Annotated in this window: 9 protein-coding genes; 6 read left to right on the top strand and 3 right to left on the bottom strand. The window is 55.7% G+C overall.

The window, feature by feature from the left end; all coding sequences use genetic code 11:
* Positions 1-93 precede the first annotated feature (93 nt).
* Together H7F31_RS02200 and H7F31_RS02195 are read left to right on the top strand one after the other, a co-directional pair.
* Positions 94-1,779 (top strand): AraC family transcriptional regulator, encoded by a 1,686-nt coding sequence (locus tag H7F31_RS02200; RefSeq protein ID WP_187102816.1) that lies wholly within the window; start codon positions 94-96, stop codon positions 1,777-1,779.
* Between the two features lie 293 nt (positions 1,780-2,072).
* Positions 2,073-2,582 (top strand): hypothetical protein, encoded by a 510-nt coding sequence (locus tag H7F31_RS02195; RefSeq protein WP_187102815.1) that lies wholly within the window; start codon positions 2,073-2,075, stop codon positions 2,580-2,582.
* Positions 2,583-2,830: 248 nt separating this feature from the next.
* Here the strand turns inward: H7F31_RS02195 and H7F31_RS02190 are convergent, their stop codons facing one another.
* Both H7F31_RS02190 and H7F31_RS02185 read right to left on the bottom strand, forming a co-directional pair.
* A complete protein-coding gene (locus H7F31_RS02190) occupies positions 2,831-4,525 on the bottom strand; it encodes a M3 family oligoendopeptidase (RefSeq protein ID WP_187102814.1) in 1,695 nt (564 codons plus the stop codon).
* A gap of 164 nt (positions 4,526-4,689) precedes the next feature.
* Positions 4,690-6,405, bottom strand: a complete 1,716-nt coding sequence (locus H7F31_RS02185) for a proline--tRNA ligase (RefSeq protein ID WP_187102813.1) — start codon at positions 6,403-6,405, stop codon at positions 4,690-4,692.
* A 501-nt stretch (positions 6,406-6,906) separates the two neighbouring features.
* Between H7F31_RS02185 and H7F31_RS02180 the strand changes: the two genes are divergently transcribed.
* Positions 6,907-7,581, top strand: a complete 675-nt coding sequence (locus H7F31_RS02180; protein WP_261800277.1) for an S-layer homology domain-containing protein — start codon at positions 6,907-6,909, stop codon at positions 7,579-7,581.
* Positions 7,582-7,637: 56 nt separating this feature from the next.
* Here the strand turns inward: H7F31_RS02180 and H7F31_RS02175 are convergent, their stop codons facing one another.
* On the bottom strand, positions 7,638-9,008 hold the full coding sequence (locus H7F31_RS02175; RefSeq protein ID WP_187102812.1) for an FAD-dependent oxidoreductase: 1,371 nt from the start codon (positions 9,006-9,008) through the stop codon (positions 7,638-7,640).
* Positions 9,009-9,181: 173 nt separating this feature from the next.
* Between H7F31_RS02175 and H7F31_RS02170 the strand changes: the two genes are divergently transcribed.
* The 3 genes from H7F31_RS02170 to H7F31_RS02160 all read left to right on the top strand — a co-directional run bounded on the left by H7F31_RS02170 (position 9,182) and on the right by H7F31_RS02160 (position 12,841).
* Positions 9,182-10,207 (top strand): LacI family DNA-binding transcriptional regulator, encoded by a 1,026-nt coding sequence (locus H7F31_RS02170; protein WP_187102811.1) that lies wholly within the window; start codon positions 9,182-9,184, stop codon positions 10,205-10,207.
* A 113-nt stretch (positions 10,208-10,320) separates the two neighbouring features.
* Complete coding sequence (locus H7F31_RS02165; RefSeq protein ID WP_187102810.1) at positions 10,321-11,841, top strand: MDR family MFS transporter; 1,521 nt, start codon at positions 10,321-10,323, stop codon at positions 11,839-11,841.
* A 46-nt stretch (positions 11,842-11,887) separates the two neighbouring features.
* Positions 11,888-12,841 carry a helix-turn-helix transcriptional regulator gene (locus tag H7F31_RS02160; protein ID WP_187102809.1) on the top strand — a complete coding sequence of 318 codons (954 nt, stop codon included), beginning with the start codon at positions 11,888-11,890 and terminating at the stop codon, positions 12,839-12,841.
* Positions 12,842-12,861: the final 20 nt, after the last annotated feature.

Below are 12,861 nucleotides of genomic sequence, written 5' to 3'. Positions count from 1 at the left end.
ATAGCCAAGGGCGCAGCTTTACGTTGCGTGACTTGGCTATTTTCGTTATAATCGCATTAATTGATAATCGTTATCACTTGGGGTGGAGTTGTAATGCCTGAAATGCCTGATATGAATGGAGCAATACCCGCAGATTTACCTCCGCAAGTTTATTTGACGGGAATCGCGAAGCAGAGCTACTTCGGCGACCGGGCGTGGTCGCTGGGCGAGGCAAACGAATATACGCTGCTGGCCGCCATGGACGGAGCCGGCCTCATTATCTCCCTTACAGACGGCGGGAGGCATCTTCTAGATCGGGGGCATTGTCTGTTGCTCTCGCCAGGCGCCGAGACGGAGCTCAAAGTGGTTAGCGAAACGGAGCTTAAAGTATACCTGCTGAAGTTCCTTATTCCAAGCGGCGGCCAAGGTTTGCAGCTGCTTGCAGCCGGCTGTCGGCCGTTTCCGTGCGGGCCCGTGCATCGGCTTGAGATCAGACTGGCGGAGCTGCTGGGGTTACAGCGGAAGCAGAGCAACGCGAGCTTGCGTTCACCTTTGCCCGGCGCCATTGGCGATAGTAGAGAGAGCAGCGCGGAAGATGCGCTTCTGTCACTCCATCGTCATGTTCGATTTCAGGAGCTGATTTATGACGTATTGTCTGCTAGAAATGCCGCCAAGGCGGTTAAGGATCCGCGTTTGGCGATCGAGCGGACCATCGCTTACCTGGAGAAACATTACGGAGAGGATATCGAGATCGGCGGGCTTGCCGAGCGCGAAGGAATCAGCCGTTGGCGGTTCGAGCGTCATTTCAAGGCGATGACGGGCCGCTCGCCTCTCGACTATCTGACGGTTTTGCGCATGAATAAGGCCAAGGAACTGTTGTCCCGTCAGGAACGAAGGGTTGGTGAGGTAGCCGCATTGGTAGGCTATCGCGACGAATATTATTTCAGCCGCAAGTTCAAGCAGGAGTTCGGAATGCCTCCATCCCGTTATGCGCATGGCGGCTGCGGAGCGGACCAGCGCATATTCTCCATTCAGTATCTTGGGGAGCTGCTGGCATTGGGCGTGCTGCCGGTCGGCTCCAACAACGCGTTGTTGCGTACGATACCTGAAGCGCCGCGATCTATTCGGGGCGTGGAGGACCTGCCGCAGATTAATCTGCATCAGCTGTCGGGGCTGTCGCCGAACTTAATCCTGTTCCCGAGTTACCTGGATCAGCCCACTGCCGACCAACTGTCTGGGATCGCCGATGCCGTGAAGGTCGATTGGGAGAGCGACGTCTACACGCGTCTGCGCGCCATGGGACATTTGCTTAAGAGGGAGGAAGAAGCGGAACGCTGGATTGAACGTTACGAAAAAAAGGCCATTCGAACGAGGGACAGACTGGAGCATTGCGTTCGAGAGGGGGAGACCGCGGCGGCGTTCATCTATCACGACGACGGGCTGTTCGTCTATGCAGGCCACCACTTTGGCCATTCCTTATATCAGGGCATCGGCTTCGAACCGACGGCCGGCGTCCGATCGTTAATGGATCGCGATCCCAATACGAAGTGGAAGCGCATTGAGCCTGTCGAACTGCCGTATTATGCTGGGGATCGCGTCTTTTTTGCCATGGCCCGTTCGGAAAGGATGGCAGAAGCGGGCCGCCGGATGCTGCAGCATCCGGCTTGGCAGGGGCTGCCTGCCGTCCAGGAAGGAAAGAGCTACGTCGTGAGCGACGACTGGGCAAATTATAATCCCATTACGCTGGACAAACATCTCGATTATCTGGCACGCTGTTTGCAGGTTCGGAGGCGAGCTTAAGTCTCTTCATGGAGAGAGCTGCTTGTTTCTGCCGAGTCTTACCAGCTTCGTTCCCGAGTAGAAAGCTCCAAACGCGAGCAAAGGACCCCAAAGATAATAGTGCAGGACGTAATCGGTACGGCAGACGATTTTTCATTTTCTGCCTCCTCCTCGTATTGCTGATGGATAGAACGGGTAAGTCGATACAACCAAGGCAATTACATAGATATCGAAGAATTGAGATAGTATCCGGAGAGTAATCCTCGGAGAATACGTCCAACGATACAATTATGTCTAAAGGTGGGAGTATTCCTATGCAAAAAACGACTAAAATGATAGTGCCGATACTCCTTGCCGTATTGGTGGTCTCACTCATACTGGCTGTCAATCAGAATTACAAATTGAAAGAACGGGTAACATCGGTCAAGCATGAGTTGACCCTGTCCCAAATTCAGTGGGATCTCGATCAACTGGAAGGCGCCATTGCCTATCAGATTGAGTCGGAATGGAAGCAACCGTCGCATGTAAGAGAGAAGCTTGGCGATGTTGTGCAAGATATTATGGTCATTAGAGATTTGAATTCGGGAGCAGGTTTTATAACCAAAGCGGAAAGCGTATTATTAGACGCGCTATATGATCAGCTTAGTAACTACCCTCATGATAATATGGTGGAGCCAATCAACGAACTAAGCGCGGAGGAAATAGATAAACTTCTTCAACTAAGAAGGGCCTTGCGGGATGTGGAATGGGGAATCGGATTTTCAAATTCGGGTCATTGGGACTCTTTTATCGAAAAGCTGGAGAAATTGTTGCCGCAATTATAATGGCAGCAAAGGCTATCAAAGCTAGCCTACCAGTCCGGCGCCATTAGCGATTACGAAAAAAACCAGCGGCAGTCCAGAACCCATTCGTTCGTGGATGCTGCTGGTTTTTGTTCACATCTAACGGACAACAGCGACCTTAATTCGACGCTTTACCCCATTATGGAAATGTAACGGACACCAGAATCCGTATTCAGTCTCAAAATAGGGAAACGTTACTCGAATAGCGCGAATAGGGTGGGTGGTGTCCTCTACAGAGCCTTGTCGTCCACGCTGTCCAGCCACGCCTCGATAGAGCCGATGACGGACGATACGCAGCCGTCTTCGAACGGCGAGTCGAGTCCTGCCGACTTCGCCAGCTCCGTGAAGGAGAGGCTGCCGCCAAGACGGCACAGACTGAGGTAGTCGTTCCATGCGGCCGTGCCGTCCTCGCGCGACTTTTTCCAGAATTGGAACGCGCAGAGCTGGGCCAACGTGTAGTCGATGTAATAGAACGGCGAGTTAAAAATGTGAGCCTGCTTATGCCAGAAGCCGCCTGCCTCCAGATAGGCGTTGTCGCCGTAATCGCGATGAGGCAAATATTTTTTTTCGATCTCGCGCCACGCTTGTTTCCGCTCCGCCGGCGTCGCGTCCGGATTCTCGTAGACGTAATGCTGGAATTCGTCGACCGTCACGCCGTACGGGATAAAGATCAGCGAGCTGGCGAGATGATGGAAGCGGTATTTGTCGGCATCCTCCTTAAAGAACAGCTCCATCCAGGGCCATGTCAGAAACTCCATGCTCATGGAATGAATCTCGCATGCTTCATAGGTCGGGAAGGCGTACTCCGGAACGGCGTATCCGCGACTCTCATACACCTGGAACGCATGGCCGGCCTCGTGCGTCAACACGTCGATATCGCCGGAAGTGCCGTTGAAGTTGGAGAAAATATAAGGCGCTTTATGCTCGCTGATATAGGTGCAATAGCCGCCGCCTTGCTTGCCTTTTTTTGCGACGAGATCCATCAGCTCGTTGTCCTGCATGAAGCGGAAGAACGCGTCAGTCTCCGGAGACAGCTCCTCGTACATTTTGGCGCCGCCCGCTACGATCCAGTCCGGATCGCCCTTCGGAGTTGCGTTGCCGGACAGGAAAGCCAGATTCTCGTCGTAGTAGAGCAGTTGGTCGATCGCGATACGGTTCTTCTGACGTTCCTTCAGCTTCGTTGCTACAGGAACGATATGGTCCAGCACCTGGCCCCGGAAGTTCGCAACCATAGCCGCGTCGTAATCCGTGCGGCTCATGCGCGCGTAGCCGAGCTCCACGAAGTTGTCGAAGCCAAGCTTCTTCGCGATGCGAGTCCGCACTTTGACGAGATCGTCGTAGATGCGGTCGAGCGTCGTCTCGTTCTCCGCCATGAAGCCGGAGGAGGCTTCCGCGGCGCGTCTGCGCATATCGCGGTCCGTGGATTGCTGGAACGGACCGAGCTGCGCCAGCGTGCGCTCTTCGCCTTCGAACGGGATCTTCGCGGAGGCGATCAGCTTGGAGTATTCCGTCGACAGCTTGTTCTCCTGCTGGAGATCCTCGATGACCTCGGGGCTAAACGTTTTGAGCGACAGCTCCGCGAGACGGAACAGCTGACTTCCCCACTTGGCCTCCAGCTCCGCGCGGTACTTGGCGCCGACAAGCGCCCGGTAGTAGTCCGTCACGAACTCCTGGACGACAGGTCCGTTTTCGTCGAAGAAATCCTGTTCGGCCTTGTAGAACTCGTCGTTCGTATCGATGGAATGGCGAATGCTCGCGATCGTCTGCATCGTATCGAACTCGCTGCGCAGCTTGTTCATATCCGCCATCGCCGCATCTTGCTTCTCGTAGCCGTCCGCTGCCTCGAACGCGGCCAGCAGCTCTTTGAACCTTCCCTCGAACGCCTTCACGTCCGGTCTCTCGTATGTGTACTCGCTAAATTTCATGATTACGGCACCGCCTTTGTTTGGATTGCAATCCCTCTTCCATTATACCCCAATATCGGAACGGAGATAGAAGAACAAATGGATATAACCGTTCGCGACACAAGTCGGTTTCAGAAAGCCAGCGTCAACCGTTCCTGTCGACAGCTCCTTGTCTGCATACCGTGTTAGTGAAACGAAGCCGCGTTGGCGCCGCTTATGCGATCCAGCGCTTCCGCGACCGTTACAAGCCGCTTCTCGCCGGAATGTCGCTCTGCATATTCGACGTTGCCATCCGCGGCGTCCTTGCCGACGACGATGCGAATCGGCAGACCGATCAGATCGGCATCCTTAAACTTCACGCCGGCACGTTCGTCTCTATCGTCCATCAGCACCTCGATGCCCATGCGCTGCAACGTTCCATATAAATCTTCGGCGACCTGCAGCTGTGTTTCATCCTTGACGGAGACAGGTACGAGATGGACAAGGTACGGAGCGACGGAAGCCGGCCAGACCATGCCGCGCTCGTCGTGATGCTGCTCCACGATCGCCGCGACGACACGGGACACCCCGATGCCGTAGCAGCCCATAATGATGGATTGCTCTCTTCCGTTCGCGTCCAGATAGCCGGCTCCCAGCGCCTCGCTATACTTGGTCCCGAGCTTAAACACATGGCCAACCTCGATTCCCTTCACGAATTGAAGGCGGCCCTCTTCGCAGCGGGAGCAGAGCTCCCCTTCCTTAACGGATCGGAAATCGCCCGAACGTTCGACGGAGAAGTCTCTGCCCGGGACGACGTTGCCGACATGATAGTCGGTTTCGTTGCCACCGGCGATGCCAAGTTCCATGGCGGCAACGGCTTCGTCGACGAGGAGGGGGATAGACAAGCCGATTGGCCCGGCGAACCCGATCTCCGCTCCAGTCGCCTTCATGACCGTTTCCGAGTCTGCCAGCACGATTTCGTTAGCGCCCAAGAGATTTTTGACTTTCAACTCGTTGACCTCGTGGTCCCCTCGTACAAGTACGGCGACCGGATTCCCGTCGGCCGAGTAAATAATCGTCTTGATGACATCGCCGGCTTGAATCGCAAGGTGCCGGGTCAGTTGTTCGATCGTGCGCACGTCCGGCGTATGGATTGTCTCGAGAGCAGGAAGAGCTTTGCCGCAATGCTCGGCGAGCTCCGCCTTCGAGGCTGCTTTCTCCAGATTCGCGGCATAATCGCATTGAGGACATACGACGACGATATCTTCGCCAATGTCGGCCAGCGCCATAAATTCATGCGTGCCGCCCTCCCCGCCGATCGCTCCCGCATCCGCTTCGACCGCACGAAACTTCAATCCGCAGCGTTCGAAGATACGGTGGTAGGCGTCGTACATTTTGCGATAGGAGCGATCCAGACCCTCCAACGTGGCGTCAAAAGAATACGCGTCCTTCATCAGGAACTCTCTCCCCCGAAGCAAGCCGGATCGCGGACGCCGTTCGTCGCGGAACTTCGTCTGCACCTGGTACAGCGTAACGGGCAGTCGGCGATAGGAGCCGATCTCGTTCTTCACCAGCGAGGTGATGACTTCCTCATGCGTCGGGCCTAACGCAAACTCGCGTCCATGCCTGTCGGAGAGGCGGATCAGCTCGGGGCCGTAAGCGTCGTAACGCCCGGACTCCTTCCATAACTCGGCGGGCTGCAGTGCCGGCATGAGCAGTTCCTGCGCGCCCGCGCGTTCCAGCTCTTCCCGCACGATGGATTCGACTTTGCGAAGAACACGCCGGCCGAGCGGCATATACGTATAGATGCCGGCAGCCAGCTGGCGAATGTATCCGGCCCGGAGCAGCAGGCGATGGCTGGCGACTTCCGCTTCCGCGGGCGCTTCTCGCAAGGTAGTCGCGAATAATTGGGATTGACGCATGTACGTTGCCTCCTTCTATTAGTGCGTAAAACAAAAAGACACATTCGTTCAGGGACGAATGTGTCGTGGTACCACCCTTGGTTCGATCGCCGCGCGCGGCAGCAATCCTTCATCCGGATAACGGCCGGGGCCGGCAACGGTTACTTCAGTTCGCCGATGCTGCTGGCAAGGCGGGAATGTTCCGTTCGGGGGAGACCTCTCAGCCTTGCCGGTCCCTCTCTGAGCCGCCGCTTGCGGGAACATGCTCCTTGATCGAAGCAGTTGTTGCTGTCAAGTGTTGTTGATGATCATAGATGATAAACCCCGGTTCTGTCAAGCGAAGCCGATTGTATCGAACGTGTATGCACAGTACGGAAAAAAATTTGGGAATCGTGAAAAATAACAGGCTTCTCGATTGTATTTATCGTGTGAGGACAATGACAGGCAATCAAGATTGCCGGAAGTCTAATCAACGAGCGAATACTTTATCGCGGAATTCCAAAACTTTACGAGGTGAGAACATTGAAAACAACATTCAAGATGATTACTCTTTCTACGGTTGCGGCACTATCATTAACGTTCGCAGGTCAAAGCTTTGCGGCTTCATCCACTTTCTCGGATATATCGAATATTGCCATTAAAGATAAAATCGAATTCTTGCAAAGCGAAGGCATCGTCCAGGGCGTGTCGAGCGGATTGTTTGCCCCGAATGACACGATCACAGCGGCACAAGGCATTCAATTGATTGTGAACGCCGCGGATTTGAATCTGGCTCTCGTCCGATTCCAGGTCGAACCGAAAGCGACGGACTATTATGAGCACGCGAACAATGAAGCGTGGTATGCGAATGCGCTAATTACGGCAAGCGTGAATGGCGTTCAACTGCCGGCCGATCTGGATCCTGACCAGAAATGGACCCGGGAAGAGTTCACTCATCAACTGATCAGCACGATCGAAGCTCACTTCGATCTTCCAAAGATTAAGCTTGCGCCTGTTCAGATTGCCGACAGCGCCGAACTGACCATCGATTACGAAGGGTCCGTTCAACGAGCGATTGCTTATAAGGTCGCTAAGCTGGATGACCAAGGGAACTTCGATCCCAAAGGCGAGATTTCCCGTGCCGAAGCTGCGGAGCAAATTTTTAACGTACTGGAATATGTGAAAGCACATCCTGCTCCAACGCCGCAAGCCGAATAAGATAGAGAGAAAAGAAACGCCGCCTCGGTCGAGGCGGCGTTTCTACGTAGTTATGCTCAAATCACGCTGTAAACCGACGATTGTCCGCTGCTGAGCAGCGCCCCGTCCCGGATCAAGCGCTCTTGAAGCTGCGCGACGCTGATCTCGGCCGGCGAAATGCCTTGCGCCGAAGCTATGCCGGCGGCCGTGCCCGCGGCTTGGCCCGTCGCCATGCAGCTTGGCGTAAGCCGCGTTGTCGCCAGCGCCTCATGGGACGTCGAGATGCAGCGTCCCGCCGTGAGCAGATTGACGATTCCCTTCGGAATGAGGCAGCGGTACGGGATGTCATAGGCGCCGTCGCCCTGCACCCATGCGGCCTGCACGCCTTTGCCGGACGGATCGTGAATGTCGATCGGATACCCGCTGCGCGCAATACAATCGTCGAACGTTCGGCCGCTCACGACATCATCGACTTGCAGCGTGTATTGGCCGTCGATTCTGCGGCTTTCGCGAACGCCGATCTGCGCCCCGACCGACGAGATGGACGCGTTCTCGAAGCCTGGCAGATTGCGGGTCATGAAGTCGGCCACCATGCGAACCTGCTTCCGCCCCTGAATCTCGCCTTCCGTCAGATCCTCCAGCTTCGTCGAGTCCAGCCCCTGCACGCGAGTTGTGTTGACAAGTACCTCATCCGGCCCCGGACCGGTGAAGAAGAGGACCTGGTCGCGGTTAATGGGCAGCTCGGCTTCCTGCCAATGCTTGAAGTAGCCCAGCACGCCGGATAACGGCAATTGCTCCAGCTCGTCGAACGGCGTTTTTTTGTAAAATTCATCCGGGTGATCGATCATGTACCGCTTCACCTTGGCGAGATCGACGCCGCGCATGCGGAATTTCATCGTCATCGGCTGGGTCAAGCTGTCCCCGTCGCGGCCCTGCAGGCACGGCACGCCTGACAAATAGGCGAGATCCGCGTCGCCCGTCGCATCGACGAACTGCTTCGCAGTCACCTCGTATTTGCCGGATTTGGTGGCCAGTCTAACCGCGACGATTCGGTCGCCTTCGACGACGGCCTCGTCCATGAGGCTGTGCAGCAGCACCTTAACGCCTGCCTCTCGCAACATGTCGACGATCAGCACCTTGTATACTTCGGGATCGTACGGCGTAATCGTCCGCACGAAGCCGACCGTATCGCGCACATGGCCGGGCGATGCATGCTCCGCCATCAGCCGGTCGATAATCTCCTGCGCAATGCCCGCGATGACTTGCTTGCCCCCCGTCGTATGAAACGTCATCCATGGATAGACGAGCGCCGCCGTCGACATGCCGCCGAGAAAGCCGTAACGCTCGATCAGCACCGTCTTTGCGCCTGTCCTTCCAGCTGCGAGCGCCGCGTTAATACCTGCCGGACCGCCACCACATATCACCACATCCGCATCTATTCTGTTCATCCCTTATCCCTCCCTCGAAAGTACCTTCAGTATAGGGAGGATATGGCTTCAAAAGTAGTTTAACTTTAGTTTAAAATAGTGGAAACAGAGCTGCCGGGTTAAGCAGGCCGAAGTATGTTTCGTATACTCGCTGGTAGTCGGCTGCGGCAGCCGAAAGTAAGGGGGAACTCGCTATGGGAACGCGTAAGACGGTTACGCTACATGATCTTTCGGCCGAGCTCGGCCTATCCATACAGACGATATCGAAGGCGCTGGGAGGCAAACCCGGTATGTCCGAGGAGACGCGGGCCCGGATAGCCCGCACGGCGTATAGGCGCGGCTACCTGACCGTAGCCCAGGCGAGGGAACTCGCCAGCCGGGGCATCGCTCCGTACCCGACCTTCCAGCTGCGCTTCGCGCTTATCCAGTCTCGTCAATCGACGAATTACAACACGTTGCTGGCCGAAGGACTGCGTCAGCGGCTTGAGCTGCTGGACCACCGCCTGGAGTGTCATACGCTGGATGAAGATTTGTCCGACAACGCATTCGAACAATGGCTGGAGCGTATAAGCCTGCCTACGGCAGACGGCTTGTTCATTGCTCCCAGGCTGCTGTCGGACACGACGGAGCGCAAGCTGCTTGGCCTGTCGCTGCCGAAGGTGCTCATCAACTATCCCAGGCCTTTGTCGGAGCTCGACAGCGTCATCTGGGACGTCTACGAAGCCGTCTGCATGGCTGTCGACAAGCTGGTCCGGCTGGGTCACGCGCGTATTATGTATGTGGGCGACATCGGCAGCCAACGGGGGTTCGCAAGGCGCTGGCAGGCATTTCAGGAGATGATGGGCGAGCATGGACTGGTTTGCGGTCTTGAATCGCAGCTAACCGGCGATTGGGACGCCGAAGCCTTGCAGGGCAAGCTGGATGAAGTGCAGCCTACCGCCATCATTGCCGGTATCGACGAAGATATCGAGAGGCTGTTCCGCAATTTAGACGAACTTGGGTATCGCGTGCCGGAGGAGCTCTCCGTCATCGGGCTGGCCAACGGCCCGGTAGCCGCCGTACCTGGTCTTAGCCGGCCGGAGCTGCTTATCCGGGAGACCGGCTATAAGGCGGCGGACAAGCTGCTATGGCGGCTCGCCAATCCGGGTGAGCCCTGGGAGCATATCCGAATTGCCGGACCGTTCTGCGAAGGAGAGACCGCGAGACGCTTAGAGAAATAATCCAACGAACCGGTTCCTCCCTGACACACTGTTGTCAACAAGGGTAGCTTAAGATGTTCATAGATGATTGCTCGCCAATCAATTCTTAAGGTACAAGAAAGGGATGGAATATGATGACAAACAAACTGGGAGTAATCGTCGGAGGGCTGCTGCTAGCTATTTTGATGGCATCCATGGACAACACGATTGTTTCAACGTCGATCGGAACGATCGTCGGAGAGATGGGAGGGCTCGACAAGTTCGTGTGGGTCACTACCGCGTATATGGTGGCCGAGATGGCGTGCATGCCGATCTTCGGCAAACTGTCCGATATGTATGGGCGCAAACGTTTCTTTATCTTCGGGATCATCGTGTTCATGATCGGCTCGGCATTATGCGGAATGGCGCAATCCATCGTCGAGTTAAGCCTCTATAGAGCCGTGCAAGGCGTCGGGGCCGGAGCGATGGTGTCCATCGCCTTTACGATCCTTTTCGACGTCATGCCGCCGAAGGAGCGCGGCAAGATGATGGGATTGTTTGGCGCCGTGTTCGGATTGTCAAGCGTTGTAGGCCCGCTGCTGGGCGGATACATTACCGATCATCTCGATTGGTCATGGATCTTCTACATTAACTTGCCGCTGGGCTGTATTGCATTGCTGGCGATCGCTTTGTTTTACAAAGAATCGACGGAACATGCCAGGCAAAAAATCGACTGGGCCGGTTCCGTTCTCCTAGTGGGCGCTATCGTCTGCTTCATGCTCGGGCTTGAACTTGGCGGCAAAACGTATGCATGGGATTCGCCGCAAATTCTCGGTTTGTTCGCTGGTTTCGTCGTGCTTGTTCTGCTGCTGGTTGTGGTGGAGAAGAGGGCCGCAGAGCCGATTATCTCGTTCCGCCTGTTCCGTAGCAGATTATATACAACGAGCAACCTGGTCGCGATGCTCAGCGGCGCGGCGTACATGACGGCGGCGATCTTTATACCGATCTACGTGCAAGGCGTGCTTGGAGGCTCGGCTTCCAATTCGGGGTTGACCTTATTGCCGATGATGGTGGGCTCGGTGGTTACGGCCACGCTTGGCGGATTCCTGATGACGAAGCTGCAATACCGCACCATTATGATCGGGACGCTGGCGCTGCTTCTGACGGGTCTTGCCCTACTTTCGCAAATTACGGTAGAATCTTCTCGACTTTCTATTACGATGATTATGATTCTGATCGGTCTTGGGATCGGCGCTTCCTTCTCGGTGCTTAGCACCGCCGTAATGGATTCGTTCCCTCCGGCGCAGCGAGGAGCCGCAAGTTCGACCTTAAATTTCAATCGCTCGCTCGGCATGGCGCTTGGCATTACCATCTTCGGCATCGTGCAAAGCCATAGCCTGCTCTCGAAGCTCACCGAATCGCTTGGCAAAGGCGACGTGGCTGTACCGGCCGGTTTGAACTTAAGCGACCCCCATTCGCTGCTGAATCCGGCATTCCGTCAATCCGTCGATTCCGGGCTGCTTGATACCATTACCGCAGGGCTGTCGAGCTCTATAGGTACCGTCTTCGCATGGAGCCTCATACCCGCCGTATTGGCGCTGCTTGCCGCCTTCTCAATGACGAAGGCCAAGATGGAGCCGGCTGCCGAAGGAGAGGAATTCGCAACCGCCCACTAATTCATAGATCGGCGAGCAACAGCGTGCCGGCGTAGGAGAGATGACGATGAAGCTGGAACGATTAATGACCATTACGATATTGCTGCTCAATCGGAAGCGAATACAAGCGCAGGAACTGGCGGATCAGCTTGAGGTGTCGCTGCGCACCATCTATCGAGATCTGGATTCGCTTGGTCAAGCCGGCATTCCCATCGTCTCCTATACGGGCATGGAGGGCGGATACGAGATTATGGACAGCTTCCGGCTGGATCGGCAGCTGCTCTCCTTCGATGAACTGACCGCCTTGTCCGCCGCGCTACGCGGTCTGGAGTCCACGAGGGCCTATGATCGCTCCAATATGGATCGCCTTCTCGGCAAAGTAGGCGCAATGGTAGCGCAGGCCGAGCAAGGCCGAGCGGGAGAAGGAGATCGTATCCAGATCGATTTCACCCCTTGGAAGAATAGCGAGGAGGACCAGAGCCGGTACGATACGCTTCGCCAAGCCGTTAATGACCGGAAGCTCCTGACGTTTAAATACACGAGCAGAAAGGGTGAAGAACAAGAGCGCGTGGTGGAGCCGATGGCGCTTGTATTGAAAACTTACTCCTGGTATCTCCACGGCTATTGCCGACTGCGCGGCGACTATCGGATCTTCAAGCTGTCGCGGATTCGGGAGCTCCATGTACAAGCAGACACCTTCGTTCGCCGTGCGGAGTCGCTTGCGCAATTAAATGACAGATGGGCGGCGCCGGAGAGGCGCGAGGGTATTCCGGTTACGCTTCAGTTCCAGGCATCCGCAACCGTGTCCGTGATGGATCGGTTCGACGAGCAGGATATTGAACGATTGCCGGATGGACGGCTTATTGTAAGAACGACCTACCCGAATGAGAACTGGCTGATCGGGATGGTGCTTCATTACAGGACGGACGCCATGGTGCTTGAGCCTGCTTCTATTGCTGCCAAGGTGAGGCAGGCCGCGCTGGATATTGCAGAGCAGTATAACGTATCGGATGAAGGGTAAGCGGATGAGAAAGGGGTTGA

The organism is Paenibacillus sp. PAMC21692 (genome assembly GCF_014303795.1).
GTDB lineage: Bacteria > Bacillota > Bacilli > Paenibacillales > Paenibacillaceae > Pristimantibacillus > Pristimantibacillus agaridevorans.
This window is presented reverse-complemented; position numbering and strand designations above follow the sequence as displayed.